At 60.3% G+C, this 25,862-nt stretch carries 27 protein-coding genes and 2 pseudogenes; 18 read left to right on the top strand and 11 right to left on the bottom strand.

What is annotated here, in order from left to right:
• The 10 genes and pseudogenes from CIT25_RS37765 to CIT25_RS28030 all read right to left on the bottom strand — a co-directional run.
• Positions 1-157 (bottom strand): annotated as a pseudogene (locus CIT25_RS37765) (KUP/HAK/KT family potassium transporter); the annotation flags it as partial.
• A 1-nt stretch (position 158) separates the two neighbouring features.
• The coding region (locus CIT25_RS28065; protein ID WP_245330011.1) for a KUP/HAK/KT family potassium transporter at positions 159-528 on the bottom strand (370 nt) is incomplete at its 3' end.
• Between the two features lie 261 nt (positions 529-789).
• Positions 790-958, bottom strand: a pseudogene (locus tag CIT25_RS37760) (winged helix-turn-helix domain-containing protein); the annotation flags it as partial.
• Positions 959-1,861: 903 nt separating this feature from the next.
• Positions 1,862-3,025, bottom strand: coding sequence for a calcium-binding protein (locus tag CIT25_RS28055; protein ID WP_095488463.1), 1,164 nt, complete (start codon positions 3,023-3,025; stop codon positions 1,862-1,864).
• A gap of 300 nt (positions 3,026-3,325) precedes the next feature.
• Positions 3,326-3,853, bottom strand: coding sequence for a hypothetical protein (locus CIT25_RS28050; protein WP_095488462.1), 528 nt, complete (start codon positions 3,851-3,853; stop codon positions 3,326-3,328).
• A gap of 496 nt (positions 3,854-4,349) precedes the next feature.
• Positions 4,350-5,870 (bottom strand): DUF1254 domain-containing protein, encoded by a 1,521-nt coding sequence (locus tag CIT25_RS28045; RefSeq protein ID WP_095488461.1) that lies wholly within the window; start codon positions 5,868-5,870, stop codon positions 4,350-4,352.
• A gap of 55 nt (positions 5,871-5,925) precedes the next feature.
• Positions 5,926-7,359: a DUF1254 domain-containing protein gene (locus CIT25_RS28040; RefSeq protein ID WP_095488460.1), complete on the bottom strand. Its 1,434-nt coding sequence runs from the start codon at positions 7,357-7,359 to the stop codon at positions 5,926-5,928.
• 179 nt (positions 7,360-7,538) lie between these two features.
• Positions 7,539-7,835 (bottom strand): hypothetical protein, encoded by a 297-nt coding sequence (locus CIT25_RS28035; RefSeq protein WP_095488459.1) that lies wholly within the window; start codon positions 7,833-7,835, stop codon positions 7,539-7,541.
• Positions 7,836-8,413: 578 nt separating this feature from the next.
• Positions 8,414-8,560 (bottom strand): hypothetical protein, encoded by a 147-nt coding sequence (locus CIT25_RS36540; protein WP_158302662.1) that lies wholly within the window; start codon positions 8,558-8,560, stop codon positions 8,414-8,416.
• Positions 8,561-8,581: 21 nt separating this feature from the next.
• Positions 8,582-9,472, bottom strand: a complete 891-nt coding sequence (locus CIT25_RS28030) for a LysR family transcriptional regulator (protein ID WP_095488458.1) — start codon at positions 9,470-9,472, stop codon at positions 8,582-8,584.
• A gap of 121 nt (positions 9,473-9,593) precedes the next feature.
• Here CIT25_RS28030 and CIT25_RS28025 point away from each other — a divergent pair, with 121 nt between their 5' ends.
• The 18 genes from CIT25_RS28025 (at position 9,594) to CIT25_RS27940 (ending at position 25,241) form a co-directional block, all read left to right on the top strand.
• Positions 9,594-10,319, top strand: a complete 726-nt coding sequence (locus CIT25_RS28025) for an SDR family oxidoreductase (RefSeq protein WP_095488457.1) — start codon at positions 9,594-9,596, stop codon at positions 10,317-10,319.
• A gap of 97 nt (positions 10,320-10,416) precedes the next feature.
• The gene (locus CIT25_RS28020) at positions 10,417-10,806 is read left to right on the top strand and encodes a carboxymuconolactone decarboxylase family protein (RefSeq protein WP_245330013.1); all 390 of its coding nucleotides are present in this window, start codon (positions 10,417-10,419) and stop codon (positions 10,804-10,806) included.
• A 92-nt stretch (positions 10,807-10,898) separates the two neighbouring features.
• Positions 10,899-11,171 carry an Atu4866 domain-containing protein gene (locus CIT25_RS28015; RefSeq protein ID WP_245330012.1) on the top strand — a complete coding sequence of 91 codons (273 nt, stop codon included), beginning with the start codon at positions 10,899-10,901 and terminating at the stop codon, positions 11,169-11,171.
• Positions 11,172-11,261: 90 nt separating this feature from the next.
• Entirely contained in the window at positions 11,262-12,023 is a 762-nt protein-coding gene (locus tag CIT25_RS28010; RefSeq protein ID WP_095488454.1) for an NYN domain-containing protein, read from the top strand.
• A gap of 116 nt (positions 12,024-12,139) precedes the next feature.
• Positions 12,140-12,370, top strand: a complete 231-nt coding sequence (locus tag CIT25_RS28005; RefSeq protein ID WP_095488453.1) for a hypothetical protein — start codon at positions 12,140-12,142, stop codon at positions 12,368-12,370.
• A 155-nt stretch (positions 12,371-12,525) separates the two neighbouring features.
• Positions 12,526-12,786: a DUF982 domain-containing protein gene (locus CIT25_RS28000; RefSeq protein WP_158302661.1), complete on the top strand. Its 261-nt coding sequence runs from the start codon at positions 12,526-12,528 to the stop codon at positions 12,784-12,786.
• Between the two features lie 55 nt (positions 12,787-12,841).
• Positions 12,842-13,030 (top strand): DUF3606 domain-containing protein, encoded by a 189-nt coding sequence (locus tag CIT25_RS27995; protein WP_095488451.1) that lies wholly within the window; start codon positions 12,842-12,844, stop codon positions 13,028-13,030.
• Positions 13,030-13,212: a hypothetical protein gene (locus CIT25_RS27990; protein ID WP_164546994.1), complete on the top strand. Its 183-nt coding sequence runs from the start codon at positions 13,030-13,032 to the stop codon at positions 13,210-13,212. The genes CIT25_RS27995 and CIT25_RS27990 overlap by 1 nt, the downstream gene beginning before the upstream one ends.
• A gap of 153 nt (positions 13,213-13,365) precedes the next feature.
• Complete coding sequence (locus tag CIT25_RS27985) at positions 13,366-14,415, top strand: glycosyltransferase family 2 protein (RefSeq protein ID WP_095488450.1); 1,050 nt, start codon at positions 13,366-13,368, stop codon at positions 14,413-14,415.
• Positions 14,396-15,097, top strand: a complete 702-nt coding sequence (locus tag CIT25_RS27980; RefSeq protein ID WP_095488449.1) for a class I SAM-dependent methyltransferase — start codon at positions 14,396-14,398, stop codon at positions 15,095-15,097. The genes CIT25_RS27985 and CIT25_RS27980 overlap by 20 nt, the downstream gene beginning before the upstream one ends.
• A 44-nt stretch (positions 15,098-15,141) precedes the next feature.
• Entirely contained in the window at positions 15,142-16,632 is a 1,491-nt protein-coding gene (locus tag CIT25_RS27975) for a hypothetical protein (protein ID WP_095488447.1), read from the top strand.
• A gap of 369 nt (positions 16,633-17,001) precedes the next feature.
• Complete coding sequence (kdpF, locus tag CIT25_RS27970) at positions 17,002-17,091, top strand: K(+)-transporting ATPase subunit F (protein ID WP_032918612.1); 90 nt, start codon at positions 17,002-17,004, stop codon at positions 17,089-17,091.
• 32 nt (positions 17,092-17,123) lie between these two features.
• Complete coding sequence (gene kdpA / locus CIT25_RS27965; protein ID WP_095488445.1) at positions 17,124-18,827, top strand: potassium-transporting ATPase subunit KdpA; 1,704 nt, start codon at positions 17,124-17,126, stop codon at positions 18,825-18,827.
• 37 nt (positions 18,828-18,864) lie between these two features.
• Positions 18,865-19,080 carry a hypothetical protein gene (locus CIT25_RS27960; RefSeq protein ID WP_095488443.1) on the top strand — a complete coding sequence of 72 codons (216 nt, stop codon included), beginning with the start codon at positions 18,865-18,867 and terminating at the stop codon, positions 19,078-19,080.
• Entirely contained in the window at positions 19,077-21,170 is a 2,094-nt protein-coding gene (gene kdpB / locus CIT25_RS27955) for a potassium-transporting ATPase subunit KdpB (RefSeq protein WP_095488441.1), read from the top strand. The genes CIT25_RS27960 and kdpB overlap by 4 nt, the downstream gene beginning before the upstream one ends.
• Positions 21,171-21,182: 12 nt before the next feature.
• Positions 21,183-21,752: a potassium-transporting ATPase subunit KdpC gene (gene kdpC / locus CIT25_RS27950; protein ID WP_095488439.1), complete on the top strand. Its 570-nt coding sequence runs from the start codon at positions 21,183-21,185 to the stop codon at positions 21,750-21,752.
• A 52-nt stretch (positions 21,753-21,804) separates the two neighbouring features.
• Positions 21,805-24,552, top strand: coding sequence for a sensor histidine kinase (locus CIT25_RS27945; protein ID WP_095488437.1), 2,748 nt, complete (start codon positions 21,805-21,807; stop codon positions 24,550-24,552).
• Positions 24,549-25,241, top strand: a complete 693-nt coding sequence (locus tag CIT25_RS27940; RefSeq protein WP_095488435.1) for a response regulator transcription factor — start codon at positions 24,549-24,551, stop codon at positions 25,239-25,241. Before CIT25_RS27945 ends, CIT25_RS27940 begins: the two co-directional genes overlap by 4 nt.
• A gap of 22 nt (positions 25,242-25,263) precedes the next feature.
• Here CIT25_RS27940 and CIT25_RS27935 read toward each other — a convergent pair whose 3' ends face one another.
• Positions 25,264-25,845, bottom strand: a complete 582-nt coding sequence (locus tag CIT25_RS27935; RefSeq protein ID WP_095488433.1) for an invasion associated locus B family protein — start codon at positions 25,843-25,845, stop codon at positions 25,264-25,266.
• Positions 25,846-25,862 lie beyond the last annotated feature (17 nt).

The following is a 25,862-nucleotide window of genomic DNA, read 5'->3' as shown; positions in this document are numbered from 1 at the left end:
GCCGATGCCGAGGATCACCGCAGAGCGGGTCGGGAAACTGTTGCGCGCCAGCGCCATAAGCGACAGCACTCCGCCCTCGCCTCGATTGTCGGCGCGGAGCACGAACATGATGTATTTGATCGTCACGGTGATCGTCAGGGACCAGATGATCAGCGAGNTGCCGATGCCGAGGATCACCGCAGAGCGGGTCGGGAAACTGTTGCGCGCCAGCGCCATAAGCGACAGCACTCCGCCCTCGCCGCGATTGTCGGCGCGGAGCACGAACATGATGTATTTGATCGTCACGGTGATCGTCAGCGACCAGATGATCAGCGACAGTACGCCGAGGATGTCGCCACGGCTGGCGACGTTGCCACCCGCTGATGCATGCAACGCCTCGCGAAATGCATAGATCGGGCTGGTGCCTATATCGCCATAAACGACACCTAGTGCGCCCAACATCAGCGCCTTGGTGCTGTGCTGCTCGACCTCAGAATGGCTCGATTGTTCGACAGGTTCTGCCTCGTTACCAGCATTGGTAAGGGCCATGGACGACACTCCGATAAGCGCGCGGTGCTCTACGCTTGCTGCACTGCAATATCAAGTTCCGTCACGTAGTGTCTGCGTCTCGGTATTGGCTGTCGCTCGTCGGCTTCGCAGACTCGTCAGCCCCGAAGCGGCTTGGGAATTTTTGCGAGACTATGCTGAAGCTCCGGGAGCAACGATGCCCCGAGCCAGTATCGGATTTTTGAGACTGCCCGCATAGTGGAATCGATTGGCTGCCCTTCGCCGCAAACCTACTCGAGCTCCGCGCAGCCGGTATCGCTCGGTCGTGTTATAGCGCGGCCGAGGGGCACCTTTTCAATCTTTTGCCTGAGCTGGCGGACGTAGACTCTGAGACATTGACGTCGGTGGAATCGCCCCAGACCTCGCTGAATAGAAATTGGTGGGTGAGAACCTTGCTGGCTTGCTGTACCAGGCTGAGCGGTGCGGCGGAGCGCCAGTTCCCTACGCCGTCAGGTTACCCGGCGAGAAGTAATTCTTGATGGCGCGGTGGCGGTGCTGGGGATATTGACCTTGCCTTCCTCGAGCCGCTTGATTAGGTCGATGCTCGGGCGCGCGAGCTCAGATGCCGAGAGCTTAAATTAACGCTGTAGCCGTGTAACAGACTGTGTAACAAATGCCGCGAAAACCTCAATATTTTCAATGAGGTAAGCGTCAAGTCGAATCCCGCTCTCTCCGCCAACTATCGTCCTATCCAGCTGAAAACACTTGGCTTTACGGCTTGGTTGTACTCCTTCCCCATTTCCTTCCCCCCTAGTCCCTCCGAGTTCAAGCATATGCGTTCGCCGGTACCTGCCCTTCGATTGCCTGCGAACCGTGTGGAACCTACCCACCACCACCCCCGCGATGGACCGGTCGGCTTTTAGCAAAGATGCAGACTAACCTCTGCAAAGGGTGATCAAAAATTTTGCTAAAAAAAATAAGGATGCCGACGCGCTGCAGCAATCGCCCGCGCTCGCCGCGTCGGTAGGGCATGGTCTTGCTTCAGTTCCGGGAGCCGTGAAGCTTTCAGCGGAGCGTATGCTCAGGCGGTCGGCCTCGTCGAGGGGCACCTGACGTGCGGTCGGCAATCACCAGTTCATCGCGCTTTGATGGCGGCTTCGTCGGTTCCCACTACGTCGCGGTTATCCAGATAGTCTTGCAACCGGGAGGGACGGAATCCCTAAACTTTGCCTGAATATGCGCTCAAGGCCGAAGGACTGCTGCCTCGAACAAGTCATCATGAGTGCTGTCGCCGATGAAGTACAGGTTGGAGACTTTGTCCACGCCGCCGAGCCCGTCGGAGAAGGGCGACCTGTGCGCCGCCCCTCACTCTGGGTTAGAAGATGAAGTCTGAATCGGTTATGAGAGCTGCTGCCCTCGCGCCCACTGACACGTCGAGGTCGATTGTGCCGGCGTCGTCGCTGAAACCGATGAGGGCTCCGGCAGAACCGTCGATGACCTTTACTACCATGCCCTCGGCGGATATTTCGTTGGCGTCGAGGTAATCGAGGGCCGACTGTGCCGAGTTGAAATCGACACCTTGCAGAAACGAGGTGGCGTGGGTGTCCCTAAGGTCGAACTTGTCTTGGCCGTGCTTGAAATCTGTTATCGTGTCCTTTACCCCGTCGTGGAAGATGAAGGTGTCGTTTCCGCCGCCTCCCGTCAAGGTATCACTCCCGGAACCTCCGAAGACATTGTCACCCCCGTCGATGATATCGTTGCCGGCACCGCCGTCGATGGTGTCGTTCCCAAGGTAACCGATGATGGTGTCGTTGCCTTTGTCGCCGAATAGGATGTTGTCCCTGCCGGATGGAAGGAATTCATCACCGTAGATGATGTCGTCACCGGCACCGCCGTGAATGATGTCGGTGCCGTTACTATTGAGGCTTCTGCCGCCGTCGCCGCGGATGGTGTCGTTGCCGGCACCGCCGTAGATGGTGTCGTTACCCTCGCCGCCGCCGATGATGTCGTTCCCGGCCCCACCGTTGAGGATGCCGTTCCCACGACCGTCGCTGATGGTGTCGTTCCCGGCCCCACCGTTGACGGTGTCGTCACCGGGAGAGGAGTGAGCTCCGCTGTCATCGCTGCTGCTGATGAAGTCATCGCCAGCCCCACCGTTCAAGATGTCATTACCGTCACTGCCTCTGATAGTGTCGTTGCCGTGACCGCCGTTAATGGTGTCGTCGCCGATACCGCCGCTGAGGGAGTCATCCCCGGCCCCGCCGTGCAGGAAATCGTTGCCGAGGCCACTGAAAAAAAGGTTGCCGAAGTCGTCACCCATCATTCGGTCTGAGAAGTCCGAACCGAACCAGATGCCGGTGTACGTGAAATCTGTTGTCACCGCGGTCCCGCCGGCGAAATAAGCGGCCTCGTCGGTGACTGTCGCGCTCGGCGGGACGTTCTCTTCGAGTTGGACTCTGTGTGCTTTCAGGTTCAGGTCGACACTTGCCGCCGACAGCGAGAAATCCGGGCCGACTGGTACTAACACTGGCTTTGCCATGAAATAGTCCTCCCAACCCGCACACCATGATCGCGTGCGTTTAGAGCATTATAATGTGTGGAAAGGTTAGTAGATATAGAGGACAATGTGCTGCGGTGGATCCAGAAGGCGTAGTACTTATGGTGTATTCTGGCGTCACGTCAATGGACGACAGTTGGTCAAAGAAAATCACCTATTTACAATAGGTTGGTGGACATCAGAAGACGATGGAGGACATAAGTATGGCGGGCGCTCCGCCAACTGACTTCCATAAAAGTCGTTATTTTTCAAAAACCTCGCTATAGACCTTGCCCGCCGGAGTCACTGCGTGAGGCACTTGTGGCCCATTGCCATTGCCTTGTAAGTCCCCTTCAGATCGACGACAAAGGCCCCCTTGGTTTCCGGAAACACGGTCATTTTATATTTCTTCGCTACGTCGCGCTTGAACTTCGGGTCGTCTGTCAAGATGTAGCCGCCAGAGTATCCGCCCTTGAGTTCGCCGCTCGTGCTAGTGGCCACACCACGATAGAGATGGCCGTCAATGGAGACGAAGATGTCCGACTTGGTCCCGTTCTGAAGGCCGATATCCTCTTTGGTGAACACGCCAAGATAGCCGACCTCCCGATTTGCGGTAACACCCATTTGCACCGAACTTGGGCCATCTGAGTGCACGATCAAGCAATCACCGCGGGTTTGATTGGCATAGACGGTCCAGCCCTCGACGTCGTCCCCGTATCGGACAAGCACATCGCTGGCCTTTGGAAGGGGGCTTTGATCTTGTGCGTAGGCTGCCATCGCAGTCGAAAGTGCTACTGACGTTGCCGCGATGCGTGTCATGTATTTTCGCATTGCTATTCCCCTTGTGTGCAGGCTGAATTGTTCTTTGGCTACGGGCACCATTTGCTCCAGAGGCTGCTGTCCTCTTGCGGGGCGATGGGATATGACGGCTATGAGTGACCTTGGCCGATCGGCTCACGTCAGGGAACGTAACTAACTGTAACCTACGGGCTAGTATTGGCCCAGCGCACGCGGACCATTCAGTCCGCGACGCCATCGATAAATGGCCGTTGGCATCTCATACGAACGCCACCTAAGGGTCGATGTCTTGGTATCTGACTACGTTCGCCAAAACGTCCGCAACGACGGCAGGATGCCCGGGTTTGACCCCATTGCAGCCGTTCTCTGAGAGAAGGTTTGCGAAAAGCCATGACCCGAAAGCAAAATCCATCCGATCCCGTTCAATAGCTTATCCCGCCCTCAAACACGGTCAGCTACAATGATCGACAGCCGTAACGTTTGAGACGACCGGGTTCGACAGGCTGTCGCGGAATGCCTTTAACCAGCTCTATTGCTGCACCAGCTCGAACTCGCCCGGCTTCCAGGTCTTGTCGAACCAGGACTCGAGCGGGCCATAGAGGCGAAGAAGGACGTTCCAGCCCTTGCCGGGAACTGTCTGGACCCAGTTGGCCTCATGGCCTTCCGGCGCTGTCGGACCGAACCAGACATCGACCGAGGAGTCCGCGTTGATCACAATGTCTTTCTTGTCGCTGCCGATGCTGGGGAATTGCTGGTCCGTCTGCAGCATCGAACGCGTTTGATTGTCATACGCAACGAACGACCAGAATTCTTTTGCCGGAATGTTTGGCGGCAGGTGGATTTTATAGGTCTTGCCGCCATCGAACGGTTTGCCGTCCTTGTCGGTGGTGGCGCCGGCGTATTGCGAACCGATGCCGACGCGCTTTATCGCCATGGCCGGCGTGATACCCGTGGCATAGTAGTGGAACAGGACACGGGCATCCAGATAGCGAACGCCCGGCTGCAGAAGAAACTCGTGGTTGCCGCCGACAAAGCCGGTGAACCAGGCACTGTCCGGATAATAATAGGCGTCCTTCATGCGGGTCTTGAATGTGATGGTGCGCGCCGTCGCATTGCCGACGGCGACGGCTTCGGTGAGGATCTTCTTCATCCGCTCGTCGGGTGCGAAGGGTTTGCCCTTTTCGATGCCGATGGCGGCGAGCTGTCCGAGCACTTCCGGGTGATAGGCCTCGTTCGGCTCGTACTGGACGATGTCGTTAACTTCCTCGAAGAAGTGAAAATCATTGGCATGGATCGTGTTGTACTCCTTGCCCGAGGTGTTGATGATCTTCATCGGCGGCGGATTGCCGGCTTCCGAAAGGGGATAAACCTTGGCGAATTTCTTGGTGTTTTCGACCGCGGTTGCAGTGCTGCCGTTTTCGAGGAAGCCGCGCCAGAAGAACAGGTTTCCGTAAGTCGAGGTTCGAAACACGAAATAGCCTTCGGGTATCTCGCCCTGATAACCCGGCGGCAAAAGCAGGTATTTTCCACCCTTGCCCTTGTCCGGGCCGGCATTGCCGACATCGCCGACATATTGGAACCAGTGATTGTCGATCATGCCCAGGATATTGGGCGGCGTCTCGATGACCAGCGGACCGGCCTTGGTATCCAGCCACATCAGATTGTAGATGCTTTCGGTGTTGCCGGTGAGGAACAACGAATGCGAATCCATCAGGTTTTCGAAGATCAGAATGGTCTGATTGTTGTCGGCGCCCTGGCTAGCCAATCCAACCCGCAGGGCTTCAACCGACGCGCCGGGCATGGCGTTGAGAAAAGCGTCGACGCCGCGCATGAAATCGAGATTGTCGTAGATCTTCTCCGAGGTGGCGTCATCCGGGAAGCCATCGAAAAAGTTCAACTTGCCAAGCCTGGTGTCCACACTCTCCGGCGTGACGATCGAATCCGGTATCGGCGTCGTCATTTTCATCTTCGGCGCTTCGGCGGAAGCGGTGCCCAAGCCTATCAGGACCACCGCGGCGGTGGCGCAAAGCATTCTCGTCGTGCGTATCATAACTCTCTCCTCATCGACATCTCAGCATGGTCGGGATAATTCACGGTCGGGATAATTATTGCGCCACATTGATACCGGGCGGCTGCCAGCTGCCTTCGCCGGCCGGCAGAATTGAAGGCGCTTCCGTCTTCGGCCAGTACAGGCGCATCACGAGATAGATCGTGCCATTGGGCGTAGGCAGCCAGTTAGCTTCCTTATCCGCGCCGGGGCTGTCTTTCTGGATATAGAGGGTGAGCGAGCCATCCTCGTTCTTCATCATGCCGGGCAACATCGGCGAGTTGATGAGGTAGCGGTTGATCGGGTTCTTGATCAGGAACTGGCTCTTGCCGTCATACATCGTTACCGACCAGAAGGAATTCACCGGCGGGAGTTGCCCGGCGGGAAAGGTGAGAGTGTAGTTGTGCTTGCTGCCGTCGAGCGGTTCCCCGGTGGCATCCGTTCTGGTGAAGGGGTACATGGCCTCTGCTGCATCGTTGCCATAGAGGCCTGCCTTTGCAGCTCCGGCCCGCAGCAACCAATCGCCGTTGTAGAAGGCTTCGTCGCCAAGAAGCGAGCTGACGTTCCAGCCGTTGATGGGCTTGTTTCCGCTGGCCAGCCATTTGTTGATTTTATCGTCACCTTGCTTCATGCCGATCAGCATTTCGGCTTTGTGTTCGAGCGATAGGTCCTTCAACTCGAAGGTTTTGCCGGGACCGATGCCAATCTTCGCTAGTTTCGCACGGATCTCCTTGTCCCTTGGCGTCTCGGGGACGTATTCCAGCGCCGCATCGAGATATTGGAAGAAGTTCTCCTTGATCCCGGCACTGGTGGCAGGAAGGAACTCGATCGTCGGTGCGGCGGGCGGGGCGGGTTTTTTTAGAAACGCGGAAAGCGGCTGCGCCTTGTAGCCGGCCTGCACCTTTTCCACGTTCGGCATATCTTCGGCGTTGATGAGCTGGGTCCGAAAGTTGGCAAATACGAACGGGGTGGTCGAGGAAAAGACTTGGCTGATGCCGACGGGCTTCTCGCCTTTCCAGTCGGGTCCGACAACGAGATAGGAACCCGGCTCGTTTCCCGTGGCGCGCGAGCCGATATAGCCAAAATTGTAGGTGTTGCCGTCGATCAACTGAACCGAGTAGTAGCGGTCCTTCTCCACCGCCGGCACCGAGATCACCATCGGCTCGGCGCGCAAATCCAGCCATAGGATCGAGTAAGGAGTGTCGCTGTTGGGGGTGACGACTGCCGTGTCCGCCGGTGAGGCGACTTGATGCATGTTGTTGATTTCGTTGAACGGCGCCTTGAATTGGCTGGACTTCGGGTCGACGGCGAATTCATTCATCACGGCATAGTTCATCACGAGCGGCAGGCCGTAGATGAAGCCTTCCTCGGCGATGTCCTTTGCCTCGATGATGCCGGGGTAGCTCTGCGCCATCAGCAGGCTTGGGTTCGCAATCGCGGCGCCAGCGGCAATCGCCGCGACCGAGCGAAGTAAATCTCGCTTTGTCAACATTTGCCGTACTCCTTTATCGAGTTCGTGTATTTCACAATTCTTTTCGTCAGTTCGCGCCGGCAGGCGGCGCCGGTGTTCTCATTTTTTTGGGTCTTGGCGAGCTCCTGCGCGTCGTCCTGTGCTGACGCTGCGATAGCAAGGCTGGGACAAAATGGATGACGCTCGCAGGCGCCGACTAATCAGCCGTTCGGGCGCGGCTTCACGAGCCCCTCCTTGTCCTGCAGTGCGGTTCCGACTTCCTCGGTCAACCTGCTTATCAATTCTTGCCATTCGGCCCCCATCGTCTCACGCAATTCCACCGCAACGGTGTAGACCTTCGACAATGCGTCTTCCGCTTCAGCAAGTTCTTCGCACATGTCACAAAAAGCTTCGCTTCGGTCCATCAACCGAAGGATCAAGAATTCGGACTGCGGGAACCGTCGTGCTGCCGCTGAAAATGCGCTCTCTCTGCCCTTTAGTCTGGTACTCGCTGCCATTGCGCCACCCGCTGTCAAAGCAGCCTAGGCTCGGCATTCGTGGTGTTCCAGCAGCAGTGTGTAAGTTACGTGGCCGCCACGTAATTGCGATGTGGCGGGACCTGCTATCAATCCTGCGGGTCCAGTTACGTCGCCGTCCATGGGGACTAGTAGCCGCTCCCCCGACCGAGGTGCCGCTGACCCTGTGCGGCGCCCTGTGGTGGGATCCCGCCCATTGCGCGTGACCTGTTGCGTCGCGGGGTCGCAAACGACCGTCATTTCGTCGCGAATTGATTCTATCCCCTATAGCGCAAGGGTTTGCGAATTACGGTGACAGTGCACTTATTTCCATGTTTGCTCGGCTATCGCTGCGAGTAAATTGAACGCACGGCTCGACTTGCATTGCCGCGCCGCCGATGTCGGGATCTGCGCGGCCGATGGGCGGCGAAGCACTTCTGGACCGGATTGCCGCGCAAACCGGAAAAAGCCGTGACATCGGGAAAACGCGGCAGGCGGGCGGCCCGGCAGCCTATTGGGGGTGACCGGCCGGCTACCGGGCCTAACCGGCTTGCGCCGGCTGATGAAAACATGCGCTTACGCTAATGTAATTGCAACATCGAGATGCCGGTGCGTCCAGCGAGGTTGACGATCTGGACTCCGCCCCAAAAGGATGGTGGGCTGGTCGGTGCCGCCTCGTAGGTCTTGTAGAACATGCGCGTCAGCACGGCGTCCTGCCATGCCTTCATCAGCGTCCGCGCCGAAACGCGCTAACCAAAACGCCGTAGGTGATCGACAAGGGCGCGCAGCTTCGGCGCTACGTTGCGACGGCTTGGATAATAGAGGTAGAAGCCGGCAAAGCGCGGGCAATAATCCTCAAGAATCGGCACCAGCTCGCCTCGATCGATCCACGGGCGAAAGCTCTCTTCCATGCCGAAGGTGATGCCGGCGCCGGCGATGGCGAGCTTGATCATCAGCGCCATGTCGTTGGTCGTGATCTCCGGCGCAACGGCGACGCTGAACTCGTTGCCGTTCTCGGCGAATTCCCAGCGATAGGGCGCGACCTTCGGTGCGCGGCGCCAGCCAATGCAGCGATGGCCCGCGAGCTCCCTCGGATGCGAAGGCGCCCCGAACCGATCGCGATAGGCCGGCGCGCAGACGGCAAGCTGCCGCTCGTCACCGGCGACAGACACCGCGATCATATCCTGCTCGATCACCTCACCGAGCCTGACGCCGGCATCGTATCCCTCTGCGACGATATCGAATTCCTCGTCCGTCACCGTGATGTCGATCTGTACCTCAGGATTGGCTTCGGCAAAGGTCGCCAGGAACGGCCCTGAAAGAAAGCGCTCGGCGATCGACGAGACGGCGAGCCGCAGCTGCCCGCGCGGACGCCCGCGCAGGTCCCCGGTGGTCTCGATTGCCGCGCGCATGTCGGCAATGGCGGGCGCTATCTCGGCGTAGAGGCGTTCGCCGGCCTCGGTCAGGCTGACGCTTCGCGTCGTGCGCCGGACAAGCGCAATACCGAGCGTCTCTTCCAGCCGCTTCATCGTCTGGCTCACCGCCGAGCGGGTGACGCCCATACGGTCCGCAGCCGCGCGAAAGCTCCGCTCCTCGGCAACGAGGGCGAAGACCGCAAGCGCATTAAGATCCGGCTGCATTGGTTAGCTGTGCTTTCCTCTCTGGGAAGGAATGATCGTCTTATCGCAACAGTGAAACAGATCCATCTTCGTGGCAACCGCTGCATCGCGGTTCGCAAGATCAACCAGATGGAGACGAAACATGTCCCTCAACAAAGTCGTGCTCATCACCGGGGCTTCGAGCGGCATTGGCGCCGCCATCGGCCGGGAGCTCGGTGCTGCCGGAGCAAAGGTCATGCTCGGTGCGCGCCGCACCGATCGGCTGGACGCGCTCGCGGAAGAGATCAGGGCAAAGGGCGGAGAGGCAATGACACGCCGACTGGACGTGACCGACCGCACCGATGTCGCCGCCTTTGCCGACGCGGCGCGCCGGGCCTGGGGACGCGTCGACGTGATCGTCAACAATGCCGGCGTCATGCCGTTGTCGCTGATGGCCTCGATGAAGATCGATGAGTGGGACCGAATGGTCGACGTCAACATCAAGGGCGTGCTCTACGGCATCGCCGCGGTGCTGCCGGAGATGACGGCCCGAGGCTCCGGCCATGTCGTCAACATCGCCTCCATCGGCGCGCTTTCGGTATCGCCGACAGCCGCTGTCTATTGCGCAACCAAATATGCGGTCCGCGCCATCTCCGATGGCTTGCGGCAGGAGCACGACAACATCCGCGTCACCTGCATCCATCCCGGCGTGGTCGAGAGCGAGCTCGCCGACACGATCACCGATCCGATGGCGGCGGAAGCGATGAAGACCTATCGCGCCATTGCGCTGCAGCCCGACGCGATCGGCCGCGCCGTGCGCTTTGTCATCGAACAACCGGACGATGTCGATGTGAACGAGATCGTCATCCGGCCGACAGCCAACAAATAGGGAGGCAAAAATGGATTCCCGTTTTCACAGCTCGTGCATCGCGATTGGCGCCGCGTTGCTGCTCGGCGCGGTACCCCAAACGGCTCTCTCGCAGACGATGGAAGAGCGGCTGCAACGCGGCGATGCCGTCGTCAGGAGCCTGAACAGTGGCGCTCCGCAGCCGACGCTGGAGCGCATGAGACAGGAGTTTCCGTTCCTGGCCAGAGCAACCCAGGGCTATGCGCTCGGCGACGTCTGGTCCCGTCCGGGGCTCGACAACCGCACACGCCAACTCGCCGCCGTCGCGGTATTCGCAGCCATGGGTGAGGCCGCTTTCATGAAGATCCACGCCGGCTATGCGCTGAATATCGGCGTGTCCGAGGGTGAGCTGAAAGAAGTCATCTACATGGTGACGGTTCCGGCCGGATTTCCCCGCGCGATCGCAGCATCGCAAGCGCTCTCCGAGCTGTTCGCTGAGCGTCGCGCCGCTCCCGGCAAACAACCCTGAGGAGCTGTCCCATGAAACAGGTTTCGATGCTTGCCGCTGCCATGCTTCTTGCCGGCGCGGCCGTCCTACCGGCACAGAAAGGTCTCACCCAGATGAATATCGAGCAAACCACATCTACCCAGGTTTCGGAAAGCCACCCCTATGTCGGGATGTGGGTCACGGCCGATGGCCATATCCGTCACAACTTGCTTCCAAACGGTCGTTATGACGAAGCGCGCGGAAACCGTGAGAGCGCATACCAGGGGCGCTATGAGATCCGGGGCAACCACATCGACTACTGGGACGACACCGGCTTTACCGCCGATGGCGAATTTATTGACGGCGTGCTGCACCACGCAGGTATGATGTTGTACCGGAAGAAGTAGGTGACGTTCGTCGAATCTCGATAAAAAGGTTACCGCTGCACCATATGGCATTATGTCATTTGGTGCGAAGCCAGAAACAGGGGGCCCACCGTGCCAACCGAACCGCGTTCTCCACGGCTTGCTGTGCTGATCGACGCAGACAATGCCTCGGCCAAGATTGGCGACGGGCTGTTCGAGGAAATCGCAAAGATCGGCGAGGCAAGCGTTCGTCGCATCTATGGCGACTTCTCCAGCACCCGTTCGAAGGCGTGGGCCGATGTACTGTCGAAGCACGCGATCATCCCGCAGCAGCAATTCGCCTACACCACCGGCAAGAACGCATCCGATATCACGCTCGTCATCGACGCGATGGACCTTCTCCACAGCGGGCGGTTCGAAGGCTTCTGCCTGGTGTCCTCCGACAGCGATTTCACCCGCCTTGCCGCTCGCATCCGGGAGCATGGGATCGACGTTTATGGGTTTGGCGAGCAGAAGACACCGGAGAGTTTTCGGCAGGCATGCCGCCGGTTCGTATACACCGAGAACCTGCTTCCGACTGCGCCAGCCAACGCTCAGGATGCGGCGCCGACGAAATCTTTGCAGCCGCCCAGCGCCGCGACGCCGATCATCACCAAGGTCATTTCACAGATGGAAACCGAGGACGGCTGGGTGCCGCTCGGCATTGTCGGCAATCAGCTCGCAAATCTGGCATCGGACTTCGATCCCAGAACCTTCGGCTTTCGCAAGCTGAGCGATCTCGTGCGGAAAACCAATGCCTTTGAGATCGATCATCCCGAGGGTGGGGCGGTGCGTATAAGGATCAAGCCAGCTGCGAGGAGCCGAGAGAAATCGAAATCGGCAGCGTCGCGCTGACCCCTGCAAAAAGGTGAGCATCCCCGGCCCGATTGGCCTCTGGTCTGACCACTATTTCGCTGGCGAAAACTGCCATTCGGCGTAATATTCTCATGGGAGAGGGGCGGAGGAGGCCAATGAACATCGTTTCGAGAGCGCCTGCCGTTGACTTGACCGTCCAGGAACTTGTTTCATCTGCGCTTTCAAAATTCCGCGCCGGCGACACCATATCGACCAGAGCCGCAATAGATGCCATCCGCCGAGCAGACCCAGCTTGTGAGGACAGCGACGACCATCTGGTCGAGCTTGTCGTCATGACCGCAATTGGTAGGACCATGGGGGTCGTGTTCGACCATCGGTCCCGCTAGTGCATGCCGCCCCTAGCTTGTGCACTGTCTGAACTACCGGCGACGTAAGCCACTCAGTAACCATGAATTGTGATCGGGATGGATCACGCCATTCGTCATCGGAACGTATAACCCCGCTGCGCCGTTGCTGTCTTCGGAGTCAAGGAGTGGCGGTGATGCGTGACGAACAATTCGACATTCCCGTGACGATCGAGAGCGAACGGATCGGCCGCCCCCTCGCTGTGACGAGGACGGTCCAGGCAGCCTCGCTTCTGGTCGACAAGTGGCCAGACGAAAAGCGCGGGCCGAAATATCGCGCGGCCTTGAAAGCCATGATGGATGCGATGGAGCAGCGGCGGGCGGTTGGCAGTGCGCGGCGGGCATTCGCGGCCGCCGCCAAGGAAGCCGATGTGTTCGTGCGCGAAGGCCGGCACTAAGGAACCTCACGAAATCTCCGTCGTTATGCCCTAGGTCGAAACGAGGAGAACTGCCATGGCCGACGACAAGACCAAGACCGACAACCGCGATCGCTCACAAGTAGCCGGCGACGAAGACTATGAGGTGAGGCATCTCGCCGAGGAAGCCGGCATCACTCCCGACCAGGCACGCACGCTGATCAAGCGCCACGGCACCGACCGCAAGGTGCTGAACGAAATCGCCGAGAGCATAAAGGCGTTGTGATGGCTGACAAGAAGACCGCAATGGCCGACCGGAAGAAACGCGAGCCGGACGACAAGGAGGCCCTGCGCCTGGCCGAGACCACCGACGTTTCTCCCAACCAAGCGAAGGATCTGATGCGCAAGCACGGCAAGGACAGCGCCAAGGTCGAGAAGGAAGCCAAGAACTTCAAGGCCGAAGGCTGAACGGCCGATTTGGCGGAGCGTCCGCCCTCTCCGTATCCCCGTCGCATGTGTCCGTCACGCGTCGTTTGTCTGACGTCGCGGGCCGGCCTGAGCGGTTTATCGGTTTTCTAACAAATTCGGCCTATTCCCGTTCTAGTAACGGGAGCTGGGCTTTTGGCGCAAACAGAGAGAATCGCCACGCGACGCGCTATCGCGCTGTCTGTTGTCGTGCCGTGCTACAACGAAATCGACGGAATCGCCGAGCTTTACCGGCGCGTGACAGCCGCTTGCCGTGAACAAGCGGGGCATTCTTACGAGATCATCTTGGTCGTCGATGGAGCAACCGACGGTACCCGAGAGGCCATTTTCGATCTCGCCAGACAGGACAGCCACGTCGTCGGATTGGATCTTGCCCGCAACTACGGCCACCAGATTGCGCTCAGCGCCGGCCTGGAGTTTTGTCGCGGCCAGCGCATTCTCATTCTCGACGCCGACCTTCAGGACCCGCCGGAATTGCTCGAAGCCATGATGGCAAAGATGGATGAGGGATTCGACGTCGTCTATGGCCAGCGGCTGAAGCGGCAAGGCGAAGGCTGGTTCAAGCGCACGACCGCGGCCGTGTTCTACCGCCTGCTGCGCAAGATGGTCGATGTCGACATGGCGCTCGATTCCGGGGACTTTCGCCTGATGAGCCGCCGTGCGCTCGATCATCTCAATGCGATGCCCGAGCGCTACCGCTTCATTCGCGGCATGGTGAGCTGGATCGGCTTGAAACAGGTGGCCTTTCCCTATGAACGGCACCAGCGCTTCGCCGGCGCCACGCACTATCCCCTGAGGAAGATGGTGTTGCTGGCGATTGATGCGATGACGAGTTTCTCCACCGTACCCCTGCGGTTTGCCTCGCATCTCGGCATGATCTTCGGTTTTCTCGGGCTTGCCGCTCTCGGCTACACACTGTTCTCGTGGTTCGTCGGCAGCGTGTTGCCGGGGTGGACCAGCCTGGCTGCGATCGTCCTGATTCTCGGCAGCGTTCAGCTTCTGGTCCTCGGGATTTTCGGCGAGTATCTCGGGCGCATGTATATGGAGACCAAGCGACGGCCCCTCTACCTGGTAAACGAGATTGCCGCCCACGATCCCGCCTCCGAGAAGCTGCCCGTCCATCGCCTGCAGGAGATGGCCGGGGAGCTGACGAAGGGAGCCGCGCGTGCTTCAGGCAGAATTTGACCAATTCGCGCAGGAATATCAGCAGCAGCATGCCGCAAGCATCCGGCTGAGCGGCGAGACGCCGGATTTCTTTGCGCAGTACAAAATCGATGACGTCGCGGCAAGGCTCGCCCGCTCGGGCGTGAAGCCGCGGCGGATACTCGACTTCGGCGCGGGCGTCGGAAACTCGCTGGGACCCATGCGCGCCGCCTTTCCCGACAGCGAAATCACCTTGCTCGACCCGTCCTCGCAGTCGCTCGACATCGCCCACAAGCGCTTTCCCGGCCAGGCTCATTTCAGGCACTTCGACGGCGAAACGATCCCATATGAGGACGCGAGTTTCGATCTCGCCTTCGCCGCCTGCGTGTTCCATCACATCCCTGAAAACCTCCATGTCGGCCTGATCAAGGAGATCGAGAGAGTGCTGGCCAGTGGCGGCAGCTTCTTTCTGTTCGAGCACAATCCCTTGAATCCGCTGACGACGCACGCAGTGCGAAGCTGTGCTTTCGACGAGAACGCGGTTCTGATCAACGGCCGCGACATGCGTGCGCGAGTGGCCGCGGCGGGCTTCTCCAGGGCCGATATCGTCTACCGGATTTTTTTCCCGCGCCTATTCGCAAGATTGCGGCCGTTCGAGCGCTTCCTCGCCACGGTTCCCCTTGGAGCCCAGTATTTCGTGCATGCGATCAAACCTGCCGTCTGACCATCAATAAAGATGCTCGGCAGCAAGCAGCTCAGGGATATTCTATGCTCCAGATACAGGCTTCCCGTGAAGCACCGCCGTTGATAGACGACGCCCGGCGCGCAAGGCTGGTGTTTTGCCTGGTCGCCGCGGGTGTCATGGCGGCTGCGCTCCTTGCCCTCGCCGCTTCGTTGCTCCAGGACCCCGACAGTTGGTGGCATATCAAGGTCGGGCAGGATATCCTGGCAAGCCGCGCATTCCCGACGATCGATACCTATTCCTACACCTTTGCCGGCCATCCATGGATCGCCAAGGAATGGCTCGGGCAGGTTCTTCTAGCGCTTGCCTATGACGCAGCTGACTGGAGCGGTGTGGCGCTGCTGACGATCGCCATGGTCGTCCTGACGGTCTTCTTGATGTCGTGGCATCTCAGCGTCTGGCTGAAGCCGACACTGGCGGCGGGACTAACGATCGTTCTGGCGCTCCTGATCGACCCCGTCTATATCGCGCGGCCGCACATCTTCACCTTGCCCATCATCGTCGTCTGGACCGCGTATCTTTTCGACGCCGCGCGCAACGAGCAGGCCCCGCCTCTATGGCTGCTGCCGCTGCTTTGCCTGTGGGCCAACCTCCACGCGACGTTCACCTTCGGCTTCGTCATCGCGGCTTTTGCCGGCCTCGATCTCCTCATGCGCATACGCCTGTCCAACCCCGCGCTCCTTGCCAAATGGGTCGCCTTCGGGCTGCTATGTCCGCTGGTCAGCCTGCTCAATCCCTATGGCGTCAAGGCCATACTCGCCACATTCACGGTGGCCCATGGCAATGAAGCGGTTCCCTACATCATGGAGTGGCGGCCGTTCAACGCTTCTGAGCATGGTTTCCAGGAGATGGCCCTGCTAACGGTCTTTTTCGGGCTGCTGGTTTCGAGACTGCAGATCGGCTGGGCCAAGGCGTTGTTCCTTGTCTTCACCTTGCATATCTATCTCACCCACATACGTTTCATTTACCTGTTCTTTCTGCTTGTCCCGATCGTCCTCGCCGTGGAGGTTGCGCAGCAATATCCAGCACTTTCGGCCCGGAAATGGGCGGAGGAAAAGCGCGACGGGCTTGAACAATTTTTCGTGCGGCGGTTCCGCCAAGTCTGGGGTGGAATTGCCGTCTTGCTGGTTTTGGCATCGGCGGCCTTCATTGCCACCTATCCGGTCGCGCCGAGCCAGAAGACCTCGGCCAAGAATGCGCTCGCATTCGCCCAGACCCGCAATTTATCAGCCAATCTGCTGAACTCCTACGATTTCGGCGGCACGTTGATTTTCCATGGCATCAAGACGTTCATCGATGGCCGCACAGACCAGCTCTTTCTGAATGGCTTCGCGAAAGCAGATGAGCAAATGGGGCGCAGCGGCGGAAAGCCTGTCCTCCAAGCCCAGCTCGATAAGTATGCGATAGACTGGGCCTTGCTGACGGCGGACGACAGCCGCATTCCGTTCTTCGACGAGCTGGGCTGGAAGCGGGCATATACGGACGACTATGCTGTGATCTACATGCGCGATCATTGATTTTCAGCAGCGTCTCGCGCCGGCGCACGGCCTGTCCGGGCCATCTTGTTTTCAAACGCCGTGCCTCTGTTGAGATCGCGACAGCAAAATCCCTATAGGATTTTTATTTCTTTCCCGCTCGCCACGTCTCGAACCTTTATGGTGTTTCGAGCCATATTCTACCGGAAATACACATCTCGGTCATTCTGCCGTTGTGGCGGGACGTTTCCGCATGATTTCGGCCTGCCGCCTGCAGGAGACGCGAAAACAAACGAAAATAAGGAACATGCACGATGGACATCGTCGTTCTCGGGATAGGGGTTTTGTTCTTCGCCCTTTCTTTTGCCTACATCAAAGCCTGCGACAGTCTTTAAGCGGGAGGATCGCAACATGCTTCTCGACTACATCCTCGGTGGCGGCGTGACTTTGTTCCTGCTCGCCTATCTCACCTACGCCCTCGTTCGGCCAGAACGCTTCTGACAGCAACTGGCCAGGCACGGAAAGCTATTTCAATGACTCTCAACGGATGGATACAGATCCTCGTTTATTGCGGGATCGTCATTTTGCTCGTGAAGCCGCTCGGCGGCTACATGTATAGCGTTTTCAGCGGCGAACGCACATTCCTGTCGCCGATTTTGGGGCCGCTCGAACGGAGCCTTTATCGCATCTCGGGAACCAGCGAGCGCGAGGAGCAGCACTGGACCTCCTATGCGGCGGCCCTGCTGTTCTTCAACCTGGCCGGCTTCCTGGTGCTTTACTTCCTGCAACGGCTGCAGGGCAGCCTGCCCTATAACCCGGCTGGCATGACCGCCGTCGAACCCGGGCTCGCCTTCAACACCGCCGCCAGCTTCATGACCAATACCAACTGGCAGAACTACGGCGGCGAAAGCACGATGTCCTATCTCGTGCAGATGGCCGGCCTCACCGTGCAGAATTTCCTGTCAGCGGCGACCGGTATCGCCATCGCGATCGCGCTGATCCGCGGCTTCGCCAAGGCTTCCGGCAAATCGATCGGCAATTTCTGGGTCGATATGACCCGGTCCACCCTTTACCTGCTGTTGCCGCTCTGCATCGTGCTGACGCTGATCTATGTCTATCTCGGCATGCCGCAGACGCTCGGCGCCTATGTCAACGCAACGACGCTGGAAGGCGCGCAGCAAACGATCGCAGTCGGGCCTGTCGCCTCACAGATCGCCATCAAGATGCTCGGCACCAATGGCGGCGGCTTCTTCAACGCCAATGCCGCGCATCCCTTCGAAAATCCCGATGCGATCTCGAACCTGATCCAGATGGTGACGATCTTCGCCATCGGCGCGGCGCTGACCAACGTCTTCGGCCGCATGGTCGGCAACCAGCGCCAGGGCTGGGCGATCTTGACCGCGATGGGCGTCCTGTTCATCGCTGGCGTCGCCGTCTGCTACTGGGCGGAAGCCGCAGGCAATCCGCTGGTGCATGCGCTCGGTATCGACGGCGGCAACATGGAAGGCAAGGAAACACGTTTCGGCATCGCTTTATCGGCGCTGTTTGCGGTCATCACCACGGCCGCGTCCTGCGGCGCCGTTAACGCCATGCATGACAGCTTCACCGCGCTTGGCGGCATGATCCCGATCATCAACATGCAACTCGGCGAGGTCATTGTCGGCGGCGTCGGCGCCGGTCTCTACGGCATCCTGATGTACATCGTGATCGCTGTCTTCGTTGCCGGGCTGATGGTCGGACGCACGCCCGAATATCTCGGCAAGAAAATCGAGGCCAAGGAGATCAAGATGGCAATGCTGGCCATTCTCTGCCTGCCGCTGGCGATGCTGATCTTCACCGCCATTGCGGTGGTGCTGCCGACAGGCGTCGCTTCCATCGCCAATGCCGGCCCGCACGGTTTCTCCGAGGTCCTCTATGCCTACACCTCGGCTGCCGCCAACAACGGCTCGGCCTTTGGCGGCCTGACCGGCAACACCCCTTGGTACAACATCACGCTCGGCATCGGCATGCTGATGGGCCGCTTCCTGGTCATCATCCCGGCTCTGGCAATCGCCGGTTCGCTGGTCGCCAAGAAGACGGCCCCTGCCTCAGCCGGCACCTTCCCGACCGACGGGCCGCTATTCGTCGGGCTGCTGGTCGGCGTCATCCTGATCGTCGGCGGCCTCACGTTTTTCCCGGCGCTGGCGGTCGGACCGATCGTCGAGCACCTGGCTGGCATCCACGGGCAGACATTCTGAAACCGCCCCACCTGGATCCCCACCTTGGATCAATGTCATGTCCTGGTTCGAAACTATTCGTCGCAAGATCCGGCATCGCGCCGATCGGAAGGGGGAGGCAACCCCTCCTCCTTTCCCGACCATGTCCACCTTCCTTGGCATCGCGGCAGTCATGATCGTGATCTGGTTGCTGGCTTACGGGCTTCCGCATCTGCTTTCGGCATCCGATCGGTCGGTGCCATCCAACAACTTCGACACTGGAGCCACCAAATGAGCCAGTCCAAATCCGCTGTTATCATGGATGCTCGTATCCTGTTGCCCGCCATCGGCGGCGCCTTCAGGAAGCTGAACCCGCGCACCTTGATGCGGAACCCGGTGATGTTCGTCGTCGCTGTCGTCTCGGCGCTCACGTCAGTCCTGTTCGTCAAGGATCTCGTCACCGGCGGCGGCGATCTCGGCTTCTCCCTGCAGATCATCATCTGGCTGTGGTTCACCGTGCTTTTCGCCAACTTCGCCGAAGCGGTCGCCGAAGGCCGAGGCAAGGCGCAGGCCGATTCGCTGCGCAAGGCGCGCACCGAGACTCAGGCCAAGCTGTTGACCGGCGACGACCGCACCAAATTCAAGCTGGTGCCCGGCACCAGCCTGAAGGTCGGCGACGCGGTGTTCGTCGAGGCCGGAGACATCATTCCGTCGGACGGCGAGGTGATCGAAGGCGTCGCTTCGGTCAACGAGGCGGCGATCACCGGCGAATCCGCCCCGGTCATTCGAGAATCCGGCGGCGACCGTTCCGCGGTGACCGGCGGCACTCAGGTGTTGTCCGACTGGATCCGCGTGCGCATCACCGCGGCCTCCGGCCATACGTTCCTTGATCGCATGATCTCGCTCGTCGAAGGCGCCGAGCGCCAGAAGACGCCCAACGAGATCGCGCTCAACATCCTGCTCGTCGGCATGACGCTGATCTTCGTGCTGGCGGCGGCGACGATCCCGAGTTTCGCCTCCTATTCGGGCGGCTACATCTCGGTGACCGTGCTCGTCGCCCTGTTCGTGACCTTGATCCCGACGACGATCGGCGCGCTGCTTTCGGCGATCGGCATCGCCGGAATGGATCGCCTGGTGCGGTTCAATGTATTGGCCATGTCGGGCCGCGCCGTCGAGGCGGCGGGCGATATCGACACACTGCTGCTCGACAAGACCGGCACGATCACACTCGGCAATCGCCAGGCGACGGAATTTCGTCCGGTCAAAGGCGTCACCGAGCAGGAATTGGCCGACGCGGCGCAGCTCGCTTCGCTCGCTGACGAGACGCCGGAAGGCCGCTCCATCGTCGTGCTGGCCAAGGAGAAATACGCCATCCGCGCCCGCGACATGGCAACACTGCATGCCACTTTCGTGCCCTTCACCGCACAAACCCGCATGAGCGGCGTCGACATCGATGGTTCATCGGTTCGCAAGGGCGCGGTCGATTCCGTGCTCGCCCATGTCAATCAGTCGACCGTCGCCACCCATGCCACGCGCCCCAGCAGCGACACCGTCCGCGACCTGCAGGCAATCGCCGACGACATCGCCAAATCCGGCGGCACGCCGCTGGCGGTCGAGCGCGACGGCCGCCTGCTCGGCGTCGTCCATCTCAAGGACATCGTCAAGGGCGGCATCAGGGAACGGTTCGCCGAGCTGCGCAAGATGGGCATCCGCACGGTGATGATCACCGGCGACAATCCGATGACGGCGGCGGCGATCGCGGCGGAAGCCGGCGTCGACGACTTCCTTGCCCAGGCGACGCCCGAGGACAAGCTGAAGCTGATCCGCGACGAACAGGCTAAGGGCAAGTTGGTCGCCATGTGCGGCGACGGCACCAATGATGCGCCCGCCCTTGCGCAGGCCGATGTCGGCGTCGCCATGAACACCGGCACGGTCGCCGCACGCGAAGCCGGCAACATGGTCGATCTCGACAGCGATCCGACCAAGCTGATCGAGATCGTGGAAATCGGCAAGGCGCTGCTAATGACGCGCGGATCGCTGACCACCTTCTCCATCGCCAATGATGTGGCCAAGTATTTTGCCATCATCCCGGCCATATTCGCCGTCTTCTACGTCGCGCCGGGGCAGACATCAGGCCCGCTACAGGCGCTCAACATCATGCATCTGGCAACGCCGCAGAGCGCCATTCTCTCGGCCATCATCTTCAACGCGCTGATCATCATCGCGCTGATCCCGCTATCGCTGAGAGGCGTCAAATATCGCGCGATCGGCGCCGGCGCGCTGCTCAGCCGCAACCTTCTTGTCTACGGCCTCGGCGGCATCATCGTCCCGTTCGTCGGCATCAAGGCGATCGACATGGCCATCACCGCGCTTGGCCTCGCATAAGGAATTACGTCCATGCTCAAGCAAATCAGACCCGCGATCGTCATGATTGTCTTCTTCACCGTGCTAACCGGCCTGGTCTATCCGATCGGCATGACCGGCATTGCTCAAGCTGTGTTCCCGCGCCAGGCCAATGGCAGTCTGATAGAGAAAGACGGCAAGGTCATCGGTTCCGAACTGATCGGCCAGGCTTTTGCCAGCGACCGCTATTTCCACGGTCGCCTATCGGCCGCCGGCGACGGCTACAATGCCAGCGCTTCGAGCGGTTCGAATCTCGGTCCGACCAATCCCAAGCTGATCGACCGCATCAAGGGCGACGCCGACAGGCTGAAGGCAGAAAATCCGGACCAGCCGGTACCGATGGATCTGATCACGACTTCAGGCAGCGGCCTCGATCCGCATATCAGCCCAGAAGCCGCCTATTTCCAGGTCGCCAGGGTAGCCAAGGCCAGGGGGATGGATGAAGCCGGGATCAAATCCCTCGTCGACAGCCATGTCGAGAACCGCGAGCTCGGTTTCATGGGAGAGCCGGTGGTCAATGTGCTGACGCTCAATCTGGCACTGGACGAGGCCACCAAGCAATGAATGGTGGGCCGGGGATCGACACCATCCCCGGCGCCATTCATGATCGATTCTGATGCCGGACGACAGCCGCAACGAAACCAGACCCTCACCCGACGCGCTGCTTGATCATGCGGAGCGGGAGGCGCGCGGTCGCCTGCGAATATTCCTGGGCGCAGCGCCCGGTGTCGGCAAGACCTATGAAATGCTGATGTCGGGCCGTGCAAGATTGGCCGACGGGGTCGACGTGGTGATCGGCGTCGTCGAAACGCACGGCCGCAAAGAAACCCAGGCGCTGGTCGACGGCTATGAGCTGATTCCCCGTCGTCAGGTCGACTACAAGGGGCGCATCCTCGAGGAGATGGACCTCGATGCCATCCTTGCCCGGCGTCCAGCGCTGGTCCTCGTCGATGAGCTTGCCCATACCAACGCGCAGGGCAGCCGCCATCCCAAGCGCTATCTCGACGTTCAGGAAATCCTGACGCACGGCATCGACGTCTATACGACGCTCAACATCCAGCATGTCGAAAGCCTGAACGATGTCGTGGCGCAGATCACCCGCGTCAGGGTACGCGAGACGGTCCCAGACTCTATCATAGACCAGGCTGACGACATCGAGATCATCGATCTCACTCCCGACGACCTGATCAAGCGGCTCGAGGAAGGCAAGGTCTATATCCCCAGCACCGCCCAGCGCGCCATCGAGAACTATTTCTCGCCGGGCAATCTGACGGCGCTTCGGGAACTGGCGCTCCGCCGCACCGCCCAGCGCGTCGACGAGCAGTTGCTGATCCACATGCAGGCCCACGCGATACCGGGGCCCTGGGCGGCCAGCGAACGTGTCCTGGTCTGGGTCGACGAGGATCCGCGCAGCGCGTCCCTTGTGCGCTATGCTCGCCGCCAGGCCGAGCGGCTGCGCGCACCATGGCTCGCGCTCTACGTCGAGACGCCGCGTTCGACGGGCCTGTCCGAGCAGGATCGCGACAGGCTAGCATCGACGCTTCGCCTTGCCGAACAATTGGGCGGCGCTGCCGTCACCATACCCGGCCAGGACGTCGCCGCCGACATTCTGCGCTACGCGGCCGCGAACAACGTCACCCACATCATCACTGGCAAGCCGCGCAAGCCGCGCTGGCGGCAATTGTTTGACGGCGCCGTCACCTATGATTTGATACGCGACGCGGGAAAGATCAGTGTCCATGTCGTCTCCGGCGACGTCCAGGCACAAGCGCAGCCGTCGCGCGGTATCACCCCGGCCCACCCGGCGCGTTTCGACATCAAGCCCTATTTGATCGTTACCGGCTACGTCGTCGCGGGGCTACTTTTCGGGCTGCTCTTGTCGCGTGTGCTCGACGTGCGAAACATCGCCCTAGTCTTCCTCATGGCGGTGCTGGTATCTGCGGTCACCGCGGGTCTGTGGCCTGCGATATTCGCTTCTGTTCTCAGCACCTTGGCCTTCAATTTCTTCTTTCTCGACCCGCTTTACACCTTCAACATCAGCGACACGGAAAGTGTCGTCGCGCTCGGCTTCCTCTTCTGCGTCGCGATCATCGCCAGCAATTTGACGGCACGAGTGCAGCGCCAGGCCGTGGCGGCACAGTCTCGCGCTCGCACCACCGAGGACCTTTATCTGTTCTCAAAGAAGTTAGCGGGAACTGCCACGCTCGATGACGTGCTTTGGGCGACTGCCTTCCAGATCGCCTCCATGCTGAAGCTGCGGGTCGTGCTGCTTCTGCCCGAAAACGGCTCGATCACCGTCAAGGCCGGCTATCCGCCCGACGACACGCTGGCCGAGGCCGACATCGCGGCCGCCCGTTGGGCCTGGGAACACAACCGCGCCGCGGGACGCGGCGCCGACACGCTGCCAGGGGCAAAACGCCTCTATCTCCCGCTGCGGACGGGGCGCACCGCCGTCGGTGTCGTCGGCCTCGACAACGACAAGCAAGGCCCGCTGCTGACGCCCGAGCAGCAGCGCCTGCTCGATGCGCTCGCCGACCAGGCGGCGGTCGCCATCGAGCGCATCCAGCTTGTCGCCGACGTCGACCGGGCCAAGCTCGCCGCCGAGGCGGACAGGCTGCGCTCTGCGCTGCTCACCTCCATTTCCCATGATTTGAAAACACCGCTTGCCGCCATCATGGGCGCGGCCGGCACGCTAAGGGAATTCGCGCCGGCACTTCCCGAACAGGACCGTGCGGACCTGCTTTCGACCGTGCTCGACGAATCGGAAAGGCTAAACCGCTTCATCGCCAATCTGCTCGACATGACCAAGATCGAATCCGGAGCGATGGAGCCGAACTACGCGTTCCACTATGTCGGCGATATTGTCGGCTCCGCGCTGTACCGAGCCAGGAAAATCATCGGCGAACACAAGACCGACATAGACATTCCCGCTGACCTGCCGATGCTGAGGCTTGACCCCGTCCTGTTCGAGCAGGTGCTGTTCAACCTCCTCGACAATGCCGCAAAATATGCGCCGCCTGGTTCGACGATCCGCTTGCAGGGCTGGCTCGACAATGGCTTCGTCATCCTGCAGATCATGGACGAGGGGCCGGGCATTCCGCCGGCCGATCTGCAACGCGTTTTCGACACATTCTACCGGGTGCGCAAGGGCGATCAGGTCCGTGCCGGCACCGGGCTCGGGCTGTCGATCTGCCGCGGCTTCATCGAAGCGATGGGCGGGACAATTTCGGCGGCCAGCAGGACCGACCGCTCGGGTGCGGTTTTCACCATCAGAATGCCGGTGCCGACGGAATTGCCCGCCGTGGACGACCCCAACGGCGATGACCAAAATGTGGGCGGCCCCGATCTGGATGATTTGGCATGACGAATCTGGACGTCAGGATATTGGTCGTCGATGACGAACCGCCGATCCGCAAGCTGCTTCGCGTCGGCCTTGGCAGCCAGGGCTATGCGATCAGCGAGGCGCCGAACGCCAAGGCGGCGATCGAGCTCATGGAGACGGAAAAACCGGACTTGATCCTGCTCGATCTCGGCCTGCCCGGCATGGGCGGCCACGAATTGCTGAGCAAATGGCGAGATGATGGCCTTGACGTCCCCGTGGTCATCCTCTCCAGCCGCACCGATGAGGCCGGCATCGTCTCGGCACTTGAACTGGGCGCCGACGACTATGTCACCAAGCCGTTCGGCATGAACGAGCTTGTCGCGCGCATTCGCGTGGCGCTTCGCCACAAATTACAGCAGCAGGGCGAGAAGCCTGTTTTCCACACTGGCGATCTCACGGTCGATCTGGTGAAACGGATCGTCACCGTCGAGGGCAGGGAGATAAAGCTCTCGCCGAAGGAATATGACATCCTCCGCATCCTCGTCCAGCACGCCGGCAGGGTTCTTACCCACCGGTTTCTGCTGAACCAGGTCTGGGGCGATTCGACCGACGTGCAGTATCTCAGGGTTTATGTGCGGCAGCTCCGGCAGAAGATCGAGAAAACGCCCGACCAGCCGCGCTACATCACCACCGAAACCGGCGTCGGATACCGCTTGCGAGAAGTTGACTGAATACAATCCGGGTGGACAACGCTCAGTCTGCCGAGAGTTCCGCGGTTCGGGCAAGCGCGCCGCTGAAGCCGGCCAACGAGATGGGAAAGCTGATCGGCTGGCCCGTATCGACCGCGACCGCGTTGATCTTCAAAATGGTGGCGGCCTTGAGCAGCGGCGTGATTTTCGCGTCGAATGTCACGGGAACCAGGCAACCGACGGCCTGACAGGTGCTGAACTGCAGGATGCCCTCCAGCTTCTTGTCGTCAACTTCGAGATTGATGCCCTTGGCCAGGGCCAGCCCGAACGGCAGCGCCAAGGTGCCGTCGGCTTGCTCTGCGGCCTTGGTCGCCAATTCTATCGCCAGAAGGCGCTGGCCGTTCTGCTTGTTGAACTGCTGATGCGACAGGCTGCATGCCTTGGTTTTGCCAATGATCTGGCAATTGACCGTCCAGTCGCCATGCGTCTCGGACAGGGCCGACGCGCCACCGGGCAGTTGCGGCGGCTTGGCCACGTCGGCCGGCACGGCTTTGTCGGTCTTGGTCTGGGCCAATGCCATTGCCGCCGGCAGGCCGGCGATGAAGGCGATGCCCAGCACAGCCGCGAAATACGCCCGCTTTCTCATGAAGACCCCCTCTTGCC

The sequence above is a fragment of the Mesorhizobium mediterraneum genome (genome assembly GCF_002284565.1).
Taxonomy (GTDB): domain Bacteria; phylum Pseudomonadota; class Alphaproteobacteria; order Rhizobiales; family Rhizobiaceae; genus Mesorhizobium; species Mesorhizobium mediterraneum.
This window is presented reverse-complemented; position numbering and strand designations above follow the sequence as displayed.